Raw genomic sequence first — 23,286 nt, 5'->3', positions numbered from 1 at the left:
GCGGAAGCAGTTTTACAATTTATTTTGATAGTATCCTTGAAATGAAACGGGAGTCCATATAGGGAATGACGCGAGGTTAGGTTGTTTTTCACTCGAAACAGCGTGTACTCGGAGCTGATGGCATCAGCGAACTCGAAGCGACGTTTTTCGTCGCGTTCCCGGAGTATCGCTTGCGATACGTACTAAGGGAGTTTCAACTCCCGTTGTTGGCACAAAGCCGCCGTTCAACCGATGCCGATAGATTCCCAGTCGTGGCAGGGAATGACGCAAGTTTTTGCGGCTTTTACCAACGTTTCATAAAATGAAACGTTATCCACCTATTGCGTTTTGCGCATTATCCCTCCATTACGATTTATCGTAATTTCCACCCAAAGAAATTTGTTTCTTTTTCGACCTGAGGGAATTTCAATTCCCGATACCTCATACCTTGTGCGTTTGTTTCGGAATTGCATGATAGTGGCGACGCTGATGCTCCTGTCGTCGGCCTTTGCTAAATGCGGAAACACGTTTTAGGTAACCGATGACCCGAGTACCGTGATCAATATCCGTTGACTGACAAGCAGGGCAGGCTTGTAATGTTTTTTTATCAATATGCTCACAGCTGTTACATAGGGTGATTTTTACATTGATGCAAAAATAATTGCAGCCAGTTGCCGCGGCGATATTGAGCAAATTCAGCGCATTTTTTTCGCTAACGCTCTGCTCTAAATTTAGATGCAATGCGGAGCCGCCATCAAGGTAGCGGGTATATTCCTTGCCGTGCAGTATAAATTTATCGAGATGAATGATTTCATCATCTTCAACGGCATAAAAATACGAGTTATAGCAATCTCGCAACACCGCAAGGCCAATTTGTTTATCCCAGATCGCATTTTTTACCCCGAGATTTTCGGCAGGAACAAACTCGGTATTGAACATGTATCCGAAATGCTGTTTTGCGGCGCGGTTTGCATCATAAATCGGTTTTAACAGGCTATCGACAAAGTTCTGATATTTGCGATTGTTGCCAGGGATAATACCCATATATTCTGCGGCTTCGACCATGCCGTTAATACCGATGGTGAGAAATTGTTTTTCCAAACTGATAAAGCCGGCGTCATAGACCGGTAGCATGCCCGCCTGTAGGTACGATTCCATTAATTTGCGATAGGCCACCTGGTATTTATGGATTTTGTCAATTTCATCGGCAATATTACGCTTTTCCTGCACCAGGCGGTTAACGTTCAAGGTGATAACATTGATTGACCCTGTGGCAATGCCACCCGCGCCTAAGGTATAAGAAAACGTATTGTCACTGATCTCGTTTCTCAACCGACAACAAGATGCCAGAGAATCTGCATTTTCTGATTGATAGACAAAAAATGAATTACCGGCACTGATCTGAGCGGCACACATCTGGGCAAAATCCTTGTCTTTGACTTGCTTGTTTTCGGTTAACATCGCCGCCGTGACGACTGGGAAGGTAAGAATGCTTTTTTCTCTTTCCTGATTAAACCAGGTTAAAAAGAATTCCTGTAATTGCTTAATGCTGGACCATTGTGGCTTGCTAAAACAAGGGAATACAAACTCCCCAAATAAGGCATCAAAGTAATGCTCATCATACAAAGAAATGTTCCAGAATACGCTTTGATAGCCACGCGCTGCGGCAGGTTGGTTAAGGGCATAAACAACGTGCTGAAGATGATTGGCGATTTCTCCGGCATGGGTTTGTAAGTAGTCATCGCCGAACTCTTTACGCGCAAAATAATCGAAATAAGTTAAAAACTCGACCGTTGCAATGGCACCGGCAAATTGTGCACTGACGGCAAACACCAAATTAACGAAACTGCCGCAAAAGGATGCCAGGTGTTGCGGCGCTTTAGACTCGCCACCGAGTTTGGTCAGACCGTCGAGTAAGAAAGGATAAAGAGAGATGGACGCACAATAGGGTTTTAAACTGGTTTCATCATGGACGTAGATTTCATGGGCTTCTATTTGTCGATGGTACTCCTGTGCCAAATCAGATCCGAATAATTCCTCTATTTTATCAGCAACCTGAGCCCGATTAAGTTGAATAAAGAAATCTTTCATGATTTCCGACTCGAGGGTCGCAATGTTTTTTTGAGTTACGTTGGCATTGGCGTCCATGGTGGAGCCATCTGCGGCATTGGTCGCGGTTAAATATTGATTGATAAAGCCAAGTTTGTCCTGAATTTGTTGTTGATTAAGCCGTTGCATAATAATCATTCCTGTTTATTGTTGTTATCTGAATAAGTGGTTCAAGCATTGCTTTGTTTTGACATCAATAAATCTTTGATTGGTGCCAGGATTATCTAAACCGCCAACGTCAGCGCGCCAGGGGCCTGTCTTTAAAAAATCGAGGTGCTTAATGAGTTTGTCCGAGACCTGCTCTAATCCGGTATACAGGCAAGTTTTTAACTGGTATTGGTGAGCAATTTTTAGCTTTTCGATAAGTGCGTTTAGATGCCATTCACCCCCGAAAAATACCACACAGGTGATTAACGATTGATATTGGCTTAGATAGTGTGAAAATTGCGAATTGCTCAGTTGATTGCCGTAGCTGGCGGACCAAGTGTGTTTACTGTGACACCCGCTGCAGCGCAATGGGCACCCAGTGATCACGAATGCCAGGGATACTTGATCCGGCACTTCTTGAAATACGACTTGTGGTGGTAAATATCTCAGCATGGCACAATATGTTGTGGTTTTTGTTGTTTAGATGTCAATATATAGTGCTTCTTGTGTTTAGCGAATACCTCTTAATGGGTATTTTTTCGACAGTTTGGACAAGGTTGCAAGATCCCAACAACCGTAGATTTTATTAAAAAAATCACATACATCCGCCACAACTGCTGCAGCGCCAGTCATTGAGGTTTACCGCCTCATAAAACCATTGGAAATATTCCACTTCTACTGGGATATTGTGCTGCATAAAAACGTCCATCAACCAGTCAACATTACTGTCAATCCAATCCGCAAAGGGTTCACCTTCAATATAGGCATCATCATCGGGGTAGAAATAGCTAAAATTGCCGTAAGTGCCCATGTCTTTTTCCGCATATTTTGCCGGAATTGTACATGGCAGGCCTTGATAGCTGATCTGCCAGTGACCGAGGCACATGGTGTGGCCATCGGCAGACCATTTTGCGATAAATGGATTGGTGCCTGTCATTAACGTATCCTGGCCGCGATGCGATAATGTTTGATTGTCATGGGATTATGCCGAGGCGGTTTGACTAAATTGATAGGCAATGTCGAGATGAGCACAGGAGTTGACTGACACGTCGAGATCTTTGATTTGACCGTCACAGATGGAGTAAATCCAGCCGTGAATAGCAACCTCCTGCCCGCGATTCCAGGCATGTTGCAACACTTTCATTTTTGCTAGGTTGTTTACCTGTTCAATGACGTTCAATTCGCACAATCGATTAATCTTTTGGTCGCGAAAACGCAATGCATCGATTTCAGAGTTGTGTTTAACATAAACATCTTTTACCTGACGCAGCCAACTATCGACTAAACCATGTTCCTGATTGCTCATTGCTGCCTGTACGCCGCCACAACCATAATGACCACAAACAATGATATGTTTGACTTTTAATACATCCACCGCATATTGCAGCACTGAAAGGCAGTTATAGTCGGTTGCCTGCACTGCATTGGCGATGTTTCGATGGACGAATAATTCGCCAGGTTCAAGACCGACAATATCGTTGGCCGGCACCCGCGAATCCGAACAACCGATCCACAAATAGTCTGGATGCTGTTGTGCCGCCAAACGGTGGAAAAATTCAGGATCATCGAGGCATTTTTTCTCTGCCCATTGACGATTATTGCTAAGTAGTTGTTGAGTATTACACATGCGCGTATTCTTCTTTCGTTGTTGTGGTTAGCACCAGGCACGGGAAGGTTGCGGCTGCCTGAGAAGCTCGATGATATTAGCCTGCATTACTCGATAACTGACATTCCCTTCCAGGCGCAGGCGATTATGGTTAAAAACCAGAGTAGGGCTGACTTTCACATTTAATTGATGTGCCGCTTTTAGTGAATCATCTAACGCCTGATAGGCTCTGCCTGAATCGATTTCACGCTCAAAATCACTGATCGACCAGTCGAGGTTTTTGATCGTATCAACCAGTACCGACCGTTTTGAGATATCTTCGCCTTGCTCAAAAAAACGCTGGCGAAAGTGTTGCGCCAAAATATTTGCCCCACCTTGTATCAATTTTCGTTGCTCAGACAGTTGCTTGGCAATACCAAGATATAAGTGTGCTGGCATAGATGATGTGGGTTGACGACTGCTCCAGATCTGTGGATGGATTTTGATATGTGGGTACTGACTGGCCAGGTGTTGAACGTGGGAAGCATAGACTTGCCAACCACCTTTCTCGATGATTTTGTCCTCGGCATGACCGAAAACCGAAAAATAATGGTGGCGGATCGCTAAATCGGTGGAAAATTCTTGCTGCAGCTTATTGATCCGCACCTCGGAAATATAGGCCCAGATGCACAGGATATCGCTGAAGCAATCTATTTGTATGCTTTTACTAGTGTTCATAAATATCCTTTGCATTGATTGTCGTTAAATCTGGGCTATTCCCATTATTGGATAAGTGGGGAAGACTCCAAATCAAAGGTGAATCCGGTGATTTTTGCATCACTGATCAAGGTGTGAATATACTGAGCTGTGGCCTTGCGTTGCACTCGCTCATTGAGATATTCCTCTACCTTATCTTTGATGAACTCAAACGGTAATACCTGACCATCGACGCGCCGGTCGATAATGGCAATATGCACGCCATAACGAGATTCGATGGGGTAATCAATCAAACCACTATCCGCGGCCAATAACGCTTTCTCAAACTCGGCGACAGTTTGTCCTTTACTGATTTGGCCAAGACTGCCTTGTTGCTGTTTTGAAGGACAATCGGAATGTTTGTTGACCAGTTCCTTAAAGCAGGAAAGGTCCTGTTGCAATTCGGTAATTAAAGACTTTGCTACCTCGGTCAATTGCATTCGTCCCGTTACATCTTCAGGCGGAGCACCAAGAAGGATATGACGCACTTCTAACAGGGGAGAGGTAGAAAAATGTTGTTGATTCGACTCATAGAAGCGCTGGCATTCTTCAGCTGAGGCTTGCGGTACCTGAACTTCTTGTTCAAGCATAGCCTGGAGTCCAGCAGCTTCTTCAATGGAATTAATCGCTTCATCGCCGGTAAGTAAGCCAAGGGCGATAGCTTGTTGTTTTAGTAACTCGCCAATGATCAAAGATTGCGCCGATTGAATCATCGCGCTGCGCTGATTGTCCGCCGGGTGGTGTTGCATTTCAGCTAACACACTGGCTTCATCAATCAAGACACCATTGACTTTTATTTCTGGAACATCCGGTGCTCGCAAGGCAGAAGGTTTTGTCTGCTCGTAGCCAAACTGCTCATGGTATTTGCCAAAATTTGCGGCTGGATTTTCAATGTCTTGTTGCTGCACATTGTTTGTATCAGCATCTGTGTTGCTGGTAGTGGTTGCACCAGCATCGATAATTTCAATAGTTTGCATCGTGTTGTTCCGCGATTAACAGGGTAAAAGGGTTGATGGACGCTTTGCCAGGCAATAAACCTTTGGGCAAAGCGTCACAGTCATTAACGCACCCAGGCGATTAGCTTTTGCTGCGTACGACCTGGAATGGGCGGCGAATGTATTTCACCGGCACGCTCCAGATATGTACCAGGCGGCTGAATGGGAACAGAACAAACAATGTCATCCCCAGAACAATGTGCAACTTGTAAATCAAGCCCACACCACCCATCGCAGCTGCGGCTTCGGTGCTGTCAAAGGTCACGATGTTTTGCGCCCAGCTCATCATTTTCAACATCTCTGAACCGTCCAGGTGAGAGAATGAAAACAGAATACTGATCAGGCCAAGTACTAATTGAATGTAAATCAGCACTAAAATTAAGATGTCCATGCGGCTACTGGTCGCGCGAACCCGTGGGTTGGTTAAACGACGATGTAGTAAAATGGTGATCCCGTATAGACAAATCAACCCAAAGAAACCACCAGCGCCCATGGCGACTAATTGTTTAAACTCTGCCGTAACACCCAACACATCCCAGACATAATGTGGCGTAAGCAAGCCGACAAAGTGTCCGGCAAGTACCGCCATAATACCGATATGAAATGCCATGTTGCCTTTTTTAATGCCTTTACTTTCAAGCATTTGGCTAGAGCCAGTTTTCCAGGTGTATTGTTCGCGATCGTAGCGAATGATACTACCAACCAAGAAAATGGTAAGGGCAATATAGGGATATAGTCCAAAAAATAACGTATCTAAATAGTTCATCTTAATTAACTCCCGCGGTTGATTTAGCCGTTTCTTTTTCTAACGTCTCTTCAACCACTGCTTCGATAAATTGAATGGGGACATCTTGATCGCGACGCTGGCTCTGGGAAGGGCGGTTTGTCGCATCGCTGCAACCAGAATCACTGGCGTCAGGACCAAACTTAACCATTTCTTCCTCCCAGACTTTATCGATGGCTTCTTTGGTGTCGTCGCGTTTTTCGCCTTTGACTTGAGCCGCTAGCTCGTCAAACTGGATATCTGCTTGGGATAAATGTACCAATGCGGTAAACAGTGCTTCATAGTCGCTGTCACGCTGTCCCAGGCGAACCTTTAACAACGCAAAAATATGAGAAACGTCCTGTAGCCATAAGCGCGCATTGTCATAGTTTTGACTGATATTGCCTTGTTCATCGGTTTGCGTACTAACCTGGGTTGCCACAAACTCAAGAAACAGTGGGATATAATCAGGCAGTTCTCGAACATCAATGCTTAGTCCTGCTTGTTTATATTGCTCAATCAAGTCAATCATCGCCTGACCACGGTCACGGCTTTCGCCGTGAATGTGTTCAAACAATAATAATGACAAGGAACGACCACGTTCAAACAGGGCATCGTAATCCGATTGCCAATCAAGCAAATCCATGTTGCAGCGACCGTCGACAAAAGCGGTCAGACCGCTTTTGTCTTCAGCGCTGAGCAGGGAGTTGTCAGCGATTAATTGCACCAGTTCTGCTTGCGCTTGATGCAGCTCTTCTGTCGGGTAATCAATGAACGCAGAGATCAGGTTTAATATTTGCATTTCATTGGTTGTGGCAGGTGCCATTACTTGTGTCATGTCAGTCCCCCTATTTACCAGCGTCGACAATGTTTACCGGGATCACTTCACGTTTCGTCTGTTCTTTACCTCCGAACAGATTGACGTCATTCGAACCGGTTGCACAGCCGTTACCAAAACTAAAACCACATCCTGATTTCGCTTCATAGGCGTCCTCGGCAAAGGACGTACTGCTGGTCGGAACAACAAAACGGTCTTCGTAATTGGCGATCGCCATGGTTTGATACATGTCTTCAACCTGGTATTTATTCATACCGACTTGCTCAAGTACTTCCAAATCTTCCACTTGGTCAACTTGCTCAGAGCGTTTGAATGCGCGCATTGCCAGCATGCGTTCAAGGGCATTAATAACCGGTTTTTCATCACCCGCGGTAAGTAAGTTGGCTAAGTATTTCATCGGAATACGAAGTGACTTCAAGTCTGGAATAACCCCATTTTTGCCAACATGGCCAGATTCAATCGCGGTTTGCACCGGACTTAACGGTGGTACGTACCAAACCATCGGCAGGGTGCGATACTCCGGGTGAAGTGGCAGGGCGACTTTCCAGTCCATTGCCATTTTATAAACCGGAGAAGCAACTGCTGCATCAAGCCAGGCTTGTGAGATCCCTTCTTTACGAGCCGCTTCTTGCACCGCTTCATCGTTTGGATCCAAAAAGATATCACACTGTGCTTGATATAAATCTTGTTCATTAGGAACACTTGCCGCTTCTTCAATGCGGTCAGCATCGTAAAGCATGACACCAAGATAACGAATTCGACCCACACAAGTTTCAGAACAAACGGTTGGTTGACCGGCTTCAATGCGCGGATAACAGAAGATACACTTCTCAGATTTACCGGTTTTCCAGTTGTAATAGATTTTCTTGTAAGGACAACCAGAAACACACATGCGCCAGCCTCGACACTTGTCCTGATCAATCAACACGATGCCGTCTTCTTCACGCTTGTAGATGGCACCACTTGGGCAACTGGCTGCACACGCTGGATTTAGACAGTGTTCACATAAACGCGGTAGGTACATCATGAAGGTTTTTTCAAACTGTCCATACATATCTGCCTGCATGTTATCGAAGTTCTTGTCCGCCTTACGCTGTTTAAACTCAGTGCCAAGAATTTCTTCCCAGTTCGGGCCCCAGTTGATTTTTTCCATACGCTGACCGGTGATCAGCGAGCGTGGACGTGCCACGGGCTGATGTTTTGATTCGCCGGCTTTGTGTAAGTGCTGGTAGTCAAAATCGAACGGTTCATAATAATCGTCGATTTCCGGGAGATCCGGGTTGGCAAAGATGTTCGCCAGAATACGACGCTTACCGCCTTGTTTTGGCTCCAATTTACCTTGCTTGTTGCGAACCCAGCCGCCATTCCACTTATCCTGGTTTTCCCATTCTTTTGGGTAACCAACGCCAGGCTTACTCTCTACATTGTTAAACCAGGCGTATTCTACGCCTTCGCGTGAGGTCCATACGTTTTTACAGGTTACTGAACATGTATGACAACCAATACATTTGTCCAGGTTCAGAACCATGCCTATTTGAGCTCTAACTTTCATTGCTCTTACCCCTTAAACTCGTTCAGTTGTGCGTCAGATTGGTCTGCGCCACCATGTTTTTCTTCTTCGTCCAGCCAGTCGACTTTCGCCATTTTACGAACGATAACAAACTCATCGCGGTTACAACCAACGGTACCGTAGTAATTAAAGCCATAAGACTGCTGCGCGTAACCACCAATCATATGCGTTGGTTTCATCACGGCTCGAGTAACTGAGTTGTGAATACCACCGCGGGTTTCGGTTGTTTCGGCGCCAGGTACGTTAACGATACGTTCCTGTGCGTGATACATCATGCTCATACCTTCGGGTACGCGCTGTGACACAACTGCACGGGCGGCAATCGCACCATTGACGTTGAATACCTCAATCCAATCGTTATCGACGATGCCAGCATTTTCGGCATCAACTTCAGAAATCCAGACGATTGGACCACCACGTGACAGAGTCAGCATTAACAAGTTGTCAGAGTAGGTAGAATGGATACCCCATTTTTGATGTGGTGTAATCCAGTTCAACGCAATTTCCTTGTTGCCATTTGGCTTTTTGTTCATCAAGGGTTGAACGGTTTTTAAGTTAATTGGCGGCTTGTAACAGCACATGGTTTCGCCAAAGTCACGCATCCATTCATGATCCTGATAGAACTGCTGACGACCGGTAACGGTGCGCCATGGGATCTGCTCGTGGACATTGGTATAACCGGCGTTGTAAGAAACATGCTCATCTTCCAGACCTGACCAGGTTGGTGAAGAGATGATCTTTCTCGGTTGTGCCTGAATGTCACGGAAGCGAATTTTTTCGTCTTGCTTCGGTTTTGCCAAATGGGTGTGGTCGAGACCCGTTGCTTTCCCTAGGGCTTCCCACGCTTTAACGGCGACTGCACCATTGGTTTCCGGTGCCAGTGATAGAATCACTTCACAGGCATCAATGGCCGATTCAATTTTCGGACGACCTTCATTGGCACCCTCATGATGAACCTTGTTTAATTTGCCAAGGAAATCGACTTCTTCTTCAGTATTCCAGGAAATACCTTTACCGCCATTACCCTGAGTATCCAAGGTTGGACCTAAAGACGTGAAGCGTGCGTAAGTATTTGGGTAATCACGTTCAACTTCGACCAAATTCGGCGCAGTTTGACCCGGGATTAAATCACACTCGCCTTTCCACCACGCTTTGACGCCAAATGGTTGGGCAATTTCAGCCGGGGTATCATGCAGGATAGGGACGGTGACCAAATCTTTTTGTTTGCCTAAATGACCTTCACAGGTTTTTGAAAACTGTTTGGCAATGCCTTTGAAGATATCCCAGTCAGAGCGAGCTTCCCATACCGGGTCAACGGCTTTTGACAGAGGATGAATAAACGGATGCATATCCGAGGTATTCATATCATCTTTTTCATACCAGGTTGCAGTAGGCAGCACGATGTCTGAATACAAGCAAGTGGTGGACATACGAAAATCGAGCGTTACAAACAAATCGACTTTACCTTCAGCGCCATCTTTTTCGTAGGTGACATCTTCAGGCATTTTATCGCCAGATTCGCCCAAATCTTTGCCCATTAAGCCGTGTTTCGTGCCCAACAAATGTTTGAGCATGTATTCATGACCTTTACCCGATGAACCGAGTAAGTTGGAACGCCAGATAAACATGTTGCGCGGGAAGTTTTGCGGATTGTCCGGCTCTTCACAGGCAAACTTAAGTTCGCCAGATTTAAGGTTTTTAACCGCATAATCTTTGGCTGACATACCTTCAGCTTCTGCCTGACGACATAAATCTAACGGGTTCATACCCAGTTGCGGTGCAGACGGTAACCAACCCATGCGCTCGGCGCGGGAGTTAAAGTCAATAATCGACCCTGACCACTTCTCTTTATTCGCCAGTGGAGAAACCACTTCAGCCATGTCCAATTTTTCGTAACGCCATTGACTTGAATGGTTATAGAAAAATGACGTACCGTTCATATGACGAGGTGGCTTTTGCCAATCCAGACCAAACGCAAGTGGCTGCCACCCGGTTTGTGGACGCAGTTTTTCCTGTCCCACGTAGTGAGCCCAACCGCCGCCGGATTGACCAATACAACCACACATCATTAACATGTTTATCAAACCACGATAGTTCATATCCATGTGATACCAGTGATTCAGTGCCGCGCCCACAATGATCATTGAACGACCTTTGGTTTTGTGCGCATTATCGGCAAATTCAGTGGCAACTTTGATGACATCTTCCGGACGACAACCGGTGATTTTTTCCTGCCATTTTGGCGTATACGGTAAATCCTGGTCATAGGACGTCGCGCAGTTATCACACTCGTAACCATTATCAACGCCGTAGTTTGCCAGCGTTAAATCAAATACTGTGGTGACGAGCGCCTGGCTACCATCGGCAAGGGTAATTCTTTTCGCAGGTACCTTGCGGTTGATCACATCGCTGTGCTCGGTATGATCAAAGTAGTTATGTTCATGGGCATTCGCTTCGGTGGCAAAATATGGGAACGCCACATCAACGATTTCATCATGTTGCTCTTTTAGTGATACTTGTAATTTCACTTCAGAGCCTGACTTACCATCGGTTTGGGTAATGTTCCACTTGCCTTTTTCACCCCAGCGATAACCGACTGCACCCGTTGGTGAAACCAACTCGCCATCATTTTCATTAATGGCAATGGTTTTCCATTCTGGGTTATTGTCTTGACCTAAATTATCGGCCAAATCCGATGCGCGTAAGAAGCGACCCTGGATCAAGCGATCACCGTCCTGGTCGAGGATGACCAAATTCGGGAAATCGGTGGTGGTACGCACGTACTCGTTAAAGTACTCACTCTTACCGGTTTTATGGTATTCATTCAAAATGACATGGCCAAACGCCATCGCCAGAGCCGCATCAGTACCTTGCTTAGGTGCTAGCCACTGATCGGTCAGTTTTGATAACTCAGAGTAATCAGAAGTAATCGATACGACCTTGGTGCCTTTGTAGCGTACTTCGGTTAAGAAGTGGGCATCAGGTGTCCTTGTTTGTGGAACATTTGAGCCCCAGGCAAGGATATAGTTTGAATTGTACCAATCCGCAGACTCAGGAACGTCCGTTTGCTCACCCCAGATTTGCGGCGACGCGGGTGGTAAATCACAATACCAGTCATAGAAGCTTAAACAGTTAGCGCCAATCAATGATAAGTAGCGAGCACCGGCAGCGTAAGAAACCATAGACATTGCCGGAATCGGCGAGAAACCTGCGATCCGATCCGGACCATAGGTTTTTGTGGTATAGACGTTAGCAGCGGCGATAATCTCATTGACTTCATTCCATTGCGCCCGAACAAATCCGCCCAAACCACGTTGTTGTTTATAGGAATTTGCTTTTTCTTTGTCTTCGACAATTGATGCCCAGGCTTCGACGGGATCGCTGAATTGATTTTTGGCTTCACGCCATAGCTTGATTAGTCTTTTACGAACCTTTGGATATTTAAGACGGTTGGCGCTGTAGATATACCAGGAATAGGATGCACCACGCGGACAACCACGAGGTTCATGGTTAGGCAAGTCTGGACGCGTACGCGGATAATCCGTTTGTTGCGTTTCCCATGTGACTAAACCGTCTTTAACATAAATTTTCCAGCTACAAGAGCCTGTACAGTTCACCCCGTGGGTTGAGCGTACTACTTTGTCGTGTTGCCAGCGACGGCGATATCCGTCTTCCCAGCTGCGATCTTCTTCAGTAGTGACACCGTGGTCCCCCGAGAAGCTTTCTGTTTTAGGTTTAAAGAATTTTAACCTGTCCAAAAAACGACTCATGTTATTCTCCATGCGATTTGAAATTACTGGTTATATTAGAAAGGTTTCACAGAGAAATATTGATCCAGATCAAGTTTTGAAAAAAGCTAACACAGGGGTTATTTGCTTTGTACCACCTAAGTGGTATAAGGATCTTGTGGCCTTTGTCGTTATAATGGGGGCTGTGACGATGGCACCGGTTCAAGTTTGCTTTTTTCAAGGTTAAACAGCTCTTTAGTGGTAACCCTTTTGTGCATTGTGCCATCGCGAATTTCATTCAGTTTAAAGGTTAAGCAAAATGCTTGATAAGTTATTTAATTCTATTGTTTTTCGTATTGGCAGCATGATGTTTGCGATTAGTTTCGTGGCCATCGTCAGTATGTTCAGTTCGGTATTCATCAGTGAAATGGCGGATAAGGATGCACTGGCCATCAACCATGCCGGCTCATTGCGAATGCAAAGTTATAAAATTTATTCTCAGCTTAGCCTTTTATCGCAACTTGACGCGGAAGCGCAGGCGAAACAACAGCTGCAACTCAATCAATCGATTGACGAATTTAACAACAAAGTCTCTAACCCGTTAATTAACTCAAATACGCGAGTGCTACCGCTTGTTGCCACGGAAGAAGCGTTGAGCCACGTTCGACAACGCTGGTTTGATGAAATTAGTCCGGAATTGTTATTGTTGGTCGATAATCCAGAGCGAATAACGACCCAGGAACTTATGGTATTGGGCGCTACGGTGGAATTGTTTGTGACTCGACTGGACAATCTGGTAGCTCTTTACCAACATCGCGCAGAAAGCCGTATTTTGCTGATCCGGATGATATTAGGCATATCACTCTTTGTAACCGTTCTGTTAGCCGCAATTACCATGGTGCAAATTAGCCGCAGGGTAGAAAAACCGTTATCCGAACTAACGCGCACAGCTAAACAGTTGATGGCGGGGGATTACAGTGCACGTACCAATATTGATCAGCAGGATGAGCTTGGCTTTTTAGCGGAAACGATGAATAAAATGTCTGAAGCCATCTCTATGTCGCACCAGCATATGGAAAATAGGGTTCAGACGAAAACGACCAAATTACAGCGCAGCAATGGAGCCTTAGAATTGCTCTATCAAACTTCGCAGTTGATGAACAACGATGAGGGTAACCTTGATTTAGTGCCGATCGCCGAAAAATTATCCATTATCAGTGAAATTGAAGACATAGATTTGTGTTTGACAACCGCAACGGGTGCGGCGCCCTATGAACATATCATGACTTCCAAAAAGGCGATTGCTGAAATCTGTGAAAAAGGTGATTGTGGTGGCTGCTTAAGTAATCAAAAAGAGTTGTTAACCACATCCATCGATAAGATGGTAATGCGTTATCCGATCAAAAAAGACGAGGTGAGCTATGGCGTTCTGGTCTGTAATCTGCCTGCCAATGTGCCGCTCGAAGCGTGGCAAAATCAGCTATTTACGTCAATATCGGCCCTGGTGGCCAATGGTTTACATACCAGACAGCAACAAGAGCAGACGCGTAGAATTGCCCTATTGAATGAGCGTACGGTGATCGCCCGGGAATTACATGATTCACTGGCACAGGCATTATCCTATTTGAAGATGCAGGTGGCAATGCTACAAAAATTGCGAGCCAAACAAGATTCGGAAAAGAAAATTGATAGTGTGGTAGATGAACTGAAACTGGGTTTGAATTCAGCGTATCGACAATTACGTGAACTGTTAACGACTTTCCGTTTGAAAATCGACGAAGCAGGTTTGCAATTGGCCTTTATTCAAATGACCGAACAACTCAATAAACGCGCCGATCAGCGCATGCAATTTTCTCTGGATTATCAAATACAGAATATTCCTCTTACTCCTAATGAGGAAATTCATTTGATGCAAATTGCCCGTGAAGCAAGTCAGAATGCGTTAAATCATTCCCATGCGGCCCAGGTTAAAATTCAGGTACTCGAAGATGAAAACCGACACATATGTTTGCATATAGACGATGACGGTGTCGGAATTCCCGACAATGCGGAAAAGCTCAATCATTACGGTATGGCGATTATTCAGGAACGTACCCAGAGCTTATCCGGGCGGTTACAGATTGATACCGCGACCGATAAAGGAACTAAAGTTGTGGTGAGCTTTGCACCAAAATACCTTGAAAGCAACCCACAGGAATTGATTTTTTCTCAGGCTCAATAGCGCCACAAAGCAGGCGTTATTGGGTGTTTGCGCAGGCCGGGCAGTTGGGTTGTTTTTGTACCGTAAATGACTGCCAGGACTGATATGCACCATCGAATAGTTCAAGGCGATTGTTAAAGGTCTTCATGCCAACCAGATATTTGATTGCGGTAAGAGATTGCATGCCGCCGACGATCGCAAGTACCGGACCGATAATGCCGATTGTCTGACAGTTTTGTACCGGCGCTTGCTGAGTTTCCGGGAACAGGCACTGATAACAGGCACTGTCTTGCTGTTTGGGATCAATAAAGAAATGCTGACCATCCAGGCCCGTGGCGGCACCGATAACCAGTGGCGTCTGATGTTTTAAACACCAGGCATTGAGGGTGTAACGACTAGCAACGTTGTCGGTACAATCGATGACAATATCGGCTTGGCTAATGTAATAATCGGCGAGCTCGTCATCGAGCATTTCATCGACCACTTCAATATTACACTCAGGGTTTGATTGCTCCAGGCGATTGGCGGCCGTTTCGGCCTTATTGTCGGCCAATACGCTGTCATCAAACAAGATCTGTCGAGGCAGGTTTGATACGTCAATACTATCGCCATCACACAAAATTATTTTGCCAATACCAGCACTGACCAGATACTGACTCACTGGGTTCCCCAGGCCGCCAATTCCTACCACCAAAACACAGGCATTTTGCAAAGCGATTTGTCCGGACTCACCAAAACCAGACACCAGAGTCTGGCGGCTATAGCGAAGTTGTTCTTGTGTTGTTAGCAAAATAATACCTTTGTCTAATTCAAGTTTTGTTCTATCTAATGTAATTCAATCTGTTGCAATGCAATTTGATTGTTATTTTAACAGGGTTTGTATGGCGCTGGCTTTAAACTGGATAAACACTATCTGACCAATGGCAAGGTCAAGCGTATTGACTGAAAACGCCGAGATACTGGCATAAAACGGATGCCCATTGACACTAACTGTTACCAGTGCCTGATGCTCATTTATGTCAATCGCGATGATGTTGCCGCGCAACTGATTAACAATGGAACTGTTGCTGGGCTCTTGCGTACACAAACTTATGTCGCTGGCCATAATGAAGCAGCGCAGTGCTTGATGCTGTAATGCATATTCGCCGATATTGGACGTTAACATATAAAGTTTGGTGTTTACGTCCTGTTCGCCGCCCTTGTCGATGTCGAGAACACTGTCTTTTCCTATCACGTTGTCTTTTACAGTCACGTTGTCTTTTACAGTCACATTGTCTTTTGTAATCACATTGCCTTGTTCGACGCTGTCTGCAACAGTGTTGTGAAAGAGCAGTGGTGTTAATCCACCGGCTTTGGCTTCTTGCGGTGCAATGGTTAACGACAAGCTGGTTTGCTGTTCGATCATCGCGCTATTGTTGAGTTGGTGGATAACATTATGAATCGCACCGGTGAGTTTGATTTGACCATTTTCCATAACACTCATGTGGGTGGCGATTTGTTGCAACTCATCAATGGAGTGAGTGACGTATAACATCGGGATCTTATAATGCATATGGGCGCGCTTGATCAAAGCTAACAGCTGGCGCTTATTTTGTCGGTCCAGGGCGCTGAGTGGTTCATCCAGCAAAAGTAATTCGGGTTCAAATAAAATTGCTCGTGCCAACGCCACTTTTTGTTGCTCTCCGCCAGACAATAAGGTCACTTTCGATGCCAACAGAGGTTGCAGCCCGGTCAGCTCAATGATTTCGTCAATGGGGATATTGTTAGTCACGCGACGCTTTATCGCAAAGTCCAGGTTTTCCTGGACCGTCAGATGCGGAAACAGACAGCTGCGTTGAAATACATGAGCAATATGACGCTTTTCAGGTGCCACAAAGCATTTGTCTGCAGTGCTGAGCAGGGTGCGGTTTTGCCAGATAATTTGCCCGGTGCCGGATTTTTCCAATCCCGAAATGCAGCGTAGCAGCGTTGACTTTCCTGAACCAGAATGTCCGAAAATTCCATGAATTCCCGTTAAATCAAACTGTTGGTCAATATTCAGCGCAAATGAACGCCGTTGACAGCGAACCCCAAGATTAAGAACTGTCATGGCATTTGCCTGCTTTGGTTCGATAACCCCTGTTGCTTTTGTTCAGAAAAATTAAACAGGTACACCAATGCCAATACCGCAATCGAACCGATTAATAACGAAAATGCCAACAGGTGCGCCCGGGCATAATCAAACGCTTCGACGTGATCGAATAACGCTATCGATAGGACTCGGGTTTCTCCGGGAATATTACCGCCGATCATCAATACCACACCAAATTCGCCCACCGTATGGGCAAAGCCTAAGGTCGCGGCGGTGATAAAACTGGCTTTGCAAAGCGGCAAGATAATATGCCAAAACCGGTCGAGTGGACCGGCGCCTAGTGTCGCACCACTGTCTAATAGCGAATGGTCAAGCTGCTCAAACGCCTTTTGCAATGGCTGTACAACAAAGGGCAGGGAGTAAATGACCGAACCAATGACAATGGCGGAAAAACTGAACGCAAGTTGCTGGCCAGTGACGCTTTGCCACCATTGACCGGGCAAATGTTGTGGAGAAAATGCAATTAGAAGGTAAAAACCCAATACCGTAGGCGGTAACACTAACGGTAGCGCGATTAATGCTTCTATCAACACTCGCCAGCGTGACTGTAGCTTTGCCAGCCACCACGCTAGTGGTGTGCCAATAACCAATAAAATCAATGTACTAACTAGCGCCACTTTTAACGTCGTGACCAAAGCCAGGATGTCCTGTGACCAATAACTTTCCATGTTTAGTGTTTACTATTTAATGGGCGATTAACTGGATAATATCCCATTTTTGAGATTTTTTCCTGAATCGCATCGCTGAGGAGAAATTGTTGAAATGTTTTTGCCGCTTTTGCTTGCTTGCTGGATTTGAGAACTAGCATATATTGTTCAATCGGATCGTATAGATGTTGCGGTACAAGGTTAGCGGTGCTGTCTTGCTGATGCTCAATTAAAAAGCTATTGGCAACCAAACCGGCACTGGCGGCTTGAGCACGGATAAACTGATAACTTTGGGCAACATTGTTACCTTGCACCAGTTTTGGTGTCAGCACCGACCACAAGCCTATGTTGGTTAATAACTGTTTGGCGGCTTTGCCATACGGTGCATGGGTTGGATTGGCGATGGCAAACTTACCATATTGTTGGTAAGTGTTTGGTAAATTGTCCCAGGTATAGGCATTATCGGTCGCGAAAAACGCCAACTGACCAATCGCATAGGGTTGCAGAGAGTGTTCGATGATGAAACCATTTTTTTGTAACAATTGCGGGTGTAGGGCATTGGCGGCAAGAAAAACATCAAATGGCGCACCATGGCGGATCTGTTGATAAAGCCCCCCAGTTGCACCTATTGTGATGCTCACCGGGATATTGGTTTGCTGGGTAAACTGCTCGGCAATTTGCTTTAACGCATGGCCGAAATTTGCCGCCACAGCGACTTTCAACGGCTTGCTTTCATCCGGGTTTTCTAAATCTGGATCAATATTTGAATCACTCGCCACACTAAAAAAGCTGGTGGTCAATGCGAGGCTGAGGAACAGCAATCGCATCGATTTTTGCAGCCAGATAAATGAGCAATACTTAGCTATAAACAGTTGCCGCATAGGTGCCGTTACCAGGATTGCGCTTTCTGGTTATCTTGCTGTTTAGCATCTAACCATTTATCACCATCATTGGTGCTTTCTTTTTTCCAAAACGGTGCCTCGATTTTAAGGTAATCCATAATGAATTCATTGGCGGCGTAGGCGTCACCACGATGTGGGCTGGTAACGCCAACAAAGACGATTTGTTCCCCAATTGATAACTGACCAATTCGGTGGATCACCCGAACCCGGTTAATTTGCCAACGCTGTCGCGCCTGAGCAATGATAGCCGCAAGGGATTTTTCGGTCATTCCCGGGTAATGTTCAAGGGTTAAACTATGAACCTGTTGACCTTCATTTTTATCGCGCACCCGACCGGTAAAAATTACCGTAGCACCATCGCTGACATTATCTTCTTCCAATGCCTGTAGTTGTTCTGCAACGGAAAAATCTTGTGTCTGAATGGAAATAAAGTCCGTCAAGTTAACCTCCGGTTACCGGTGGAAAAAACGCAACCTCATCACCAGATTTTACCGCAAAGGATTCGTCCGTCATGGTATGGTTGACCGCTGATAATATACTTTGTTGTGCAAACACCGATTGCCAGTGGGGGTGTTGCTCACACAATTGTTGTTTGATATCGGCAACACACTGAATATTGTCAGTGTGCGCGATTGTCAAACCTTCACAATCGAGCTTGTCGCGCAGAGCGGCAAAGAAAACCACCTTGATCATCATGACTCTCCTTGATTCGTTGATTGCCAATGACCGGACTTACCACCTTGCTTTTCTAGTACCCGAATACCGTGAATTAGCATCCCAGGATCGACCGCTTTACACATATCAAATAAGGTTAAGCAGGCGACGGATGCTGCGGTTAATGCTTCCATTTCCACGCCAGTCTGGCCGCTAAGTCGACACAGGGTTTCCACTCTGACCTGATTGTTGGCTTTATCCAGAGTAAAGTCTACCTGCACCTTGGTTAACATTAATGGGTGACATAGCGGTATTAAATCCGAGCATTTTTTCGCCGCCTGGATCCCAGCGATACGGGCCACAGCAAAGACATCGCCTTTTTTGTGTTCACCACTATCGATTAATGCCAGCGTTTGCGCAGACATGCGAATGTAGCCTTCTGCGGTGGCGGTTCTGATGGTTGTTTGCTTATTACTGACATCCACCATATTGGCTTCACCTTGTTGATTAAGGTGGGTCAGCTGTTGCGAATTTTTTTCGTTACTCATTAGTTTCTCGAATCACACACTAAATCAATATTTTTCAAGTGATTTACAAAGTTACAGGGGCGGTGGCTTGCATCTAATTGTTCTTTGATAAGCTTATCCCATGCGGTCTTACAGGCGTTAGTAGAGCCGGGTACACAGAAGATAACCGTGCCATTGGCAATGCCCGCAAATGCTCGAGATTGTACCGTTGAGGTACCAATTTCATCATAGCTAATTTGACGAAATGTCTCGCCAAATCCTTCTACTGCCTTATCAAATAATGGCTCTAAGGCTTCCGGGGTGTTGTCTCTGGCGGTAAAACCGGTTCCACCGGTGGCGACAACCGCCTGAACGTCGTTACTGGCGATCCACTTTGAGACAATCGCTCTTAATTGATAAACATCGTCTTTGACAATAACTTTCTCACAGACGTTATGGCCTGCAGCCTTTGCTCTTTCGACCAAGGTTTGCCCGGACGTGTCATTACTTTCGTCTCGGGTATCAGATACCGTCAAAACTGCGATGTTTAGTGGCATAAATGGCGTGTTTTTTGAGTGACTCATAACCTGATTAAATTCCTGATTGCAGTATTTGCTGGGCATCTTGCCATTGTTCTGGTGTATTGGTATTGCTCAGCTTGATTGGTTCGTCAGCAGTGATCCGTGTATGGGGAACCTGCTTTAGTAAATGTTTGATCGCCGGACCTTTTCCGTTAAATTGCGCGAACTCATGTTGCAAAAAATCCCTGACGTTTTTATCTATGGGTAAATATAATGGCAACGAATGCCCTTCAAAACAACAGGCAGAGTGATTACGCTCACCAACCTGACGCAATTGTTGCAGCATGGGTGCTGTCATTAACGGTAAATCGACCGGCAACATTAGCACAGCGTCGCAACTTGTGTGTTGTAATACACTATACAAACCGCCAAGCGGTCCTGCTTTTTTATAAATGTCACGGATGCCAGTTGCGCCAGTAACGTCATTCGTATTTTGACTATCACGGCTGATCAGGACTTGTTCCATTCCTGCGTTTTGAAACAACTGTTCACTGTATTGCAACATGTTTTGGGTGCCGTTGCCAAGAGGGTGAGGCATTAATGCTTTATCTTGACCCATCCGTTTGGATTGACCACCCGCTAATATAATGCCTAAGCATGGGGGATTCACGATTTCTACCTCTTTTGACCCATTGGCGAATGCGCATAATGCTGTGCAAACAAGGATTTGTAAATATTCCTAAAGTGGTATTTGCGGGTTTTAGTCGCATCACACCAGATGTGTTATTGGCTATGAATAACAATGACTAAGGTAATGACACTAAAATGCACGTTAAGACTAAACCAACAAACCAGCACGACGAATAACCACAAAAAATCGAGCTCAAGTCATAGCAGTGCACCGGATCCTCAAGAGAAAGTTATTACAATTTAATCCGATGAATTCCCTCGAATTTCTTTCAAAACCAATGTTCTGTTGGGGCTTTCATTGTCAAACGACAATTGTTTTATTCTCAAATAGCGTATAGCAAATAGTGTATAGCAAAGACTATTACCAAATACAGTGTATTAACTACCCCTATGCGCAGATATTTACGCTCTTAAATTGAGCAAAGTGGCAAACTTGGTTAGTATGAAAACATTCCTTAATCAAAACAATAACAAATAGGATGCATTCATGAGTGAAGTACAAGCGTCAATCGAACAACCGTCTCTGGTACAGCGATTTCTCGATAGAGTCGAAATTGTCGGCAATAAATTACCCGATCCCGCCGCACTGTTTATCTCACTGTTGTTTATCGTCTGGTTTTTATCCTGGCTATTCGCAGGCGTGGATTTTAATGCCGTAGACCCTAGAAGCGGGCAGGCTTTGGTGATTAATAATCAATTGACCGGCGAAGCCCTTACCCAGTTTTTCTCGGTCATGGTGACTAACTTCTCACATTTTCACCCGGTAGGTGTTGTACTGGTCGCCATGTTAGGCATTGGTGTTGCCGAGTATAGCGGCTTTATCAATGCGGGGCTGCGCGCGATTATGGCAAAAACCGCGACCTGGCTATTAACCCCGATGGTAATACTCGTCGGTATTGTCAGCCATTCCGCGGTGGATGCAGGTTACGTATTGGTGATCCCGTTAGGCGGGGTGATTTTTTATGCCGCAGGGCGTCACCCTCTTGCCGGTATTGCCGCCGCATTTGCCGGTGTTTCCGGTGGTTTCTCCGCCAATTTTGTACCATCGGCGCTCGATCCGATGTTGCAAGGAATTTCCCAGGCTGGTGCACAGCTATTGGATCCCAACATTGTACTAAACCCACTGAACAATTATTACTTCACCACCGCATCGGCGCTGATCGTGACCGGTTTAGGTTGGTTTATCACCGATAAAATCGTTGAACCTAAGCTTGCCAGTAATAAATTGGATGGTGATTTATCGGACTTGCCGAAAATGGAACCGCTGGAAGACCATGAGCGTAAGGCTCTGCGCTGGGCGATGTTCTCTGTCGTTATTGGCCTTGGGATCTTATTTGCGAGTGCCTATCCCATCGATTCATCCTGGCGCGCCGAAGATGGCTCACTAACGGCATTTTCCGCGCCGCTAATGAAATCTATTGTGCCACTAATATTCCTGTTATTCCTGGTACCTGGTTTGGTTTATGGTTTAGTGATTGGCAAAATTAAAACGTCGAAGGATTTTATTGAAGGCATGTCCAAGGCGATGTCGGGTATGGGATATTATCTGGTGATCATGTTCTTTATCGCCCAGTTTATTTATGCCTTTGGTCAATCTAACCTTGGAATTCTTCTGGCGGTTAAAGGCGCGGCGTTCTTAAAAGAAATGGCATTACCTGCCGGCATTACCATCACCGGCATTATCTTTCTTACCGGTTTTATTAACTTATTCGTGGGCTCGGCATCGGCGAAATGGGCGCTTTTGGCGCCAATATTTATTCCGATGTTGATGCAGTTAGGTATTTCACCAGATTTGGCACAAGCGGCTTATCGTATCGGTGATTCCAGTACCAATATCATCACGCCATTAATGCCTTACTTCCCGTTAGTGGTGGTGTTTTGTCAGCGTTATGTGACCAATGCCGGCATCGGTACCTTAACGGCAATGATGTTGCCGTTCTCGATGAGCTTTTTGATTGTCTGGACGTTGTTTTTGATGGCCTATTGGGGATTGGGCTTGCCGCTTGGTTTACAGGCATCCTACGAGTATTTGCCTAACTAATTTAAAAGCCTGAAGGCAACGAAATCCGTTTGATAAAACGCCGCTAATTTAGCGGCGTTTTTTTATTCTTAGTCTTGACGATTATTACTGTCGATGACTAAATTTATTTTTATCTCATTGTGTTATTTGTGTTTTAGATGATTTTTGAGATGTCATTACAACGTTAGGTTAACCCAAATTATCGGAGATAACGATGCCAAAATATGTGATAGAACGAGACATTCCTGGTGCCGGAAATTTGTCTGCAAGCGATTTGCAGGGGATTTCGCAAAAGTCCTGCAGTGTATTACAAAACATGGGCCCGCATATACAGTGGGTACAAAGTTATGTGACAGGCGATAAAGTTTATTGTGTGTACATTGCCGATAACGAAAACTTAATAAAACAACATGCGGAGCAGGGAGGATTTCCGGCCAATTCAATCTCTGAAGTTAAAACCATTATTGATCCGACGACTTCAGAATAGTGCCAGGGTACTGTGTTTTTTAGGTGTATTCGCACAATCCCTAAAGATTTTGCCTTGC

Annotated in this window: 22 protein-coding genes; 3 read left to right on the top strand and 19 right to left on the bottom strand. The window is 45.3% G+C overall.

Annotated features, from left to right (window positions below; all coding sequences use genetic code 11):
* Positions 1-420 precede the first annotated feature (420 nt).
* From nrdD to FE810_RS06895, 10 genes are all read right to left on the bottom strand, one after another.
* The gene (gene nrdD / locus FE810_RS06940) at positions 421-2,217 is read right to left on the bottom strand and encodes an anaerobic ribonucleoside-triphosphate reductase (RefSeq protein ID WP_138319292.1); all 1,797 of its coding nucleotides are present in this window, start codon (positions 2,215-2,217) and stop codon (positions 421-423) included.
* A 24-nt stretch (positions 2,218-2,241) separates the two neighbouring features.
* On the bottom strand, positions 2,242-2,688 hold the full coding sequence (nrdG, locus tag FE810_RS06935) for an anaerobic ribonucleoside-triphosphate reductase activating protein (RefSeq protein ID WP_138319291.1): 447 nt from the start codon (positions 2,686-2,688) through the stop codon (positions 2,242-2,244).
* A gap of 142 nt (positions 2,689-2,830) precedes the next feature.
* A complete protein-coding gene (locus FE810_RS06930) occupies positions 2,831-3,172 on the bottom strand; it encodes a PM0253 family protein (protein WP_138319290.1) in 342 nt (113 codons plus the stop codon).
* Between the two features lie 45 nt (positions 3,173-3,217).
* Positions 3,218-3,862, bottom strand: a complete 645-nt coding sequence (gene can / locus FE810_RS06925; protein WP_138319289.1) for a carbonate dehydratase — start codon at positions 3,860-3,862, stop codon at positions 3,218-3,220.
* Positions 3,863-3,889: 27 nt separating this feature from the next.
* Positions 3,890-4,558, bottom strand: coding sequence for a DsbA family oxidoreductase (locus FE810_RS06920; protein ID WP_171022282.1), 669 nt, complete (start codon positions 4,556-4,558; stop codon positions 3,890-3,892).
* A gap of 44 nt (positions 4,559-4,602) precedes the next feature.
* Positions 4,603-5,553, bottom strand: a complete 951-nt coding sequence (locus FE810_RS06915; protein ID WP_246036949.1) for a peptidylprolyl isomerase — start codon at positions 5,551-5,553, stop codon at positions 4,603-4,605.
* 100 nt (positions 5,554-5,653) lie between these two features.
* Positions 5,654-6,337, bottom strand: coding sequence for a respiratory nitrate reductase subunit gamma (gene narI / locus FE810_RS06910; protein ID WP_138319287.1), 684 nt, complete (start codon positions 6,335-6,337; stop codon positions 5,654-5,656).
* 1 nt (position 6,338) lies between these two features.
* Positions 6,339-7,172 (bottom strand): nitrate reductase molybdenum cofactor assembly chaperone, encoded by an 834-nt coding sequence (gene narJ, locus FE810_RS06905; RefSeq protein ID WP_246036948.1) that lies wholly within the window; start codon positions 7,170-7,172, stop codon positions 6,339-6,341.
* A 10-nt stretch (positions 7,173-7,182) separates the two neighbouring features.
* Positions 7,183-8,724, bottom strand: a complete 1,542-nt coding sequence (gene narH / locus FE810_RS06900) for a nitrate reductase subunit beta (protein WP_138319286.1) — start codon at positions 8,722-8,724, stop codon at positions 7,183-7,185.
* Between the two features lie 5 nt (positions 8,725-8,729).
* Positions 8,730-12,512 carry a nitrate reductase subunit alpha gene (locus FE810_RS06895; RefSeq protein WP_138319285.1) on the bottom strand — a complete coding sequence of 1,261 codons (3,783 nt, stop codon included), beginning with the start codon at positions 12,510-12,512 and terminating at the stop codon, positions 8,730-8,732.
* A 277-nt stretch (positions 12,513-12,789) separates the two neighbouring features.
* Here FE810_RS06895 and FE810_RS06890 point away from each other — a divergent pair, with 277 nt between their 5' ends.
* Positions 12,790-14,691 carry a histidine kinase gene (locus FE810_RS06890; protein WP_138319284.1) on the top strand — a complete coding sequence of 634 codons (1,902 nt, stop codon included), beginning with the start codon at positions 12,790-12,792 and terminating at the stop codon, positions 14,689-14,691.
* A 16-nt stretch (positions 14,692-14,707) separates the two neighbouring features.
* On the opposite strand, the gene FE810_RS06885 is transcribed toward FE810_RS06890, so the two are convergent.
* From FE810_RS06885 to FE810_RS06845, 9 genes are all read right to left on the bottom strand, one after another.
* Positions 14,708-15,460 carry a HesA/MoeB/ThiF family protein gene (locus tag FE810_RS06885; RefSeq protein ID WP_138319283.1) on the bottom strand — a complete coding sequence of 251 codons (753 nt, stop codon included), beginning with the start codon at positions 15,458-15,460 and terminating at the stop codon, positions 14,708-14,710.
* 72 nt (positions 15,461-15,532) lie between these two features.
* Positions 15,533-16,759, bottom strand: coding sequence for a molybdenum ABC transporter ATP-binding protein (locus tag FE810_RS06880; protein ID WP_138319282.1), 1,227 nt, complete (start codon positions 16,757-16,759; stop codon positions 15,533-15,535).
* A complete protein-coding gene (gene modB / locus FE810_RS06875; RefSeq protein ID WP_138319281.1) occupies positions 16,756-17,469 on the bottom strand; it encodes a molybdate ABC transporter permease subunit in 714 nt (237 codons plus the stop codon). The genes FE810_RS06880 and modB overlap by 4 nt, the downstream gene beginning before the upstream one ends.
* A gap of 2 nt (positions 17,470-17,471) precedes the next feature.
* On the bottom strand, positions 17,472-18,329 hold the full coding sequence (modA, locus tag FE810_RS06870) for a molybdate ABC transporter substrate-binding protein (RefSeq protein ID WP_138319280.1): 858 nt from the start codon (positions 18,327-18,329) through the stop codon (positions 17,472-17,474).
* 8 nt (positions 18,330-18,337) lie between these two features.
* Positions 18,338-18,790: a molybdopterin synthase catalytic subunit MoaE gene (gene moaE / locus FE810_RS06865; protein ID WP_138319279.1), complete on the bottom strand. Its 453-nt coding sequence runs from the start codon at positions 18,788-18,790 to the stop codon at positions 18,338-18,340.
* A 1-nt stretch (position 18,791) separates the two neighbouring features.
* Positions 18,792-19,046, bottom strand: a complete 255-nt coding sequence (gene moaD / locus FE810_RS06860; RefSeq protein WP_246036945.1) for a molybdopterin converting factor subunit 1 — start codon at positions 19,044-19,046, stop codon at positions 18,792-18,794.
* Positions 19,043-19,552 carry a cyclic pyranopterin monophosphate synthase MoaC gene (moaC, locus tag FE810_RS06855; RefSeq protein ID WP_138319278.1) on the bottom strand — a complete coding sequence of 170 codons (510 nt, stop codon included), beginning with the start codon at positions 19,550-19,552 and terminating at the stop codon, positions 19,043-19,045. Before moaC ends, moaD begins: the two co-directional genes overlap by 4 nt.
* Complete coding sequence (moaB, locus tag FE810_RS06850) at positions 19,552-20,094, bottom strand: molybdenum cofactor biosynthesis protein B (protein WP_138319277.1); 543 nt, start codon at positions 20,092-20,094, stop codon at positions 19,552-19,554. Before moaB ends, moaC begins: the two co-directional genes overlap by 1 nt.
* A gap of 7 nt (positions 20,095-20,101) precedes the next feature.
* Positions 20,102-20,701: a molybdenum cofactor guanylyltransferase gene (locus FE810_RS06845; protein ID WP_138319276.1), complete on the bottom strand. Its 600-nt coding sequence runs from the start codon at positions 20,699-20,701 to the stop codon at positions 20,102-20,104.
* Positions 20,702-21,208: 507 nt separating this feature from the next.
* Here FE810_RS06845 and FE810_RS06840 point away from each other — a divergent pair.
* The gene (locus FE810_RS06840; protein WP_138319275.1) at positions 21,209-22,762 is read left to right on the top strand and encodes an AbgT family transporter; all 1,554 of its coding nucleotides are present in this window, start codon (positions 21,209-21,211) and stop codon (positions 22,760-22,762) included.
* A gap of 193 nt (positions 22,763-22,955) precedes the next feature.
* Complete coding sequence (locus tag FE810_RS06835) at positions 22,956-23,228, top strand: DUF4242 domain-containing protein (protein WP_138319274.1); 273 nt, start codon at positions 22,956-22,958, stop codon at positions 23,226-23,228.
* Positions 23,229-23,286 lie beyond the last annotated feature (58 nt).

It is taken from the genome of Thalassotalea litorea, assembly GCF_005843925.1.
In the GTDB taxonomy this organism is placed as follows: Bacteria; Pseudomonadota; Gammaproteobacteria; order Enterobacterales; family Alteromonadaceae; genus Thalassotalea_A; species Thalassotalea_A litorea_A.
The sequence above is the reverse complement of the archived record's forward strand: the minus strand, read 5'-3'. Positions and strand labels throughout refer to the sequence as shown.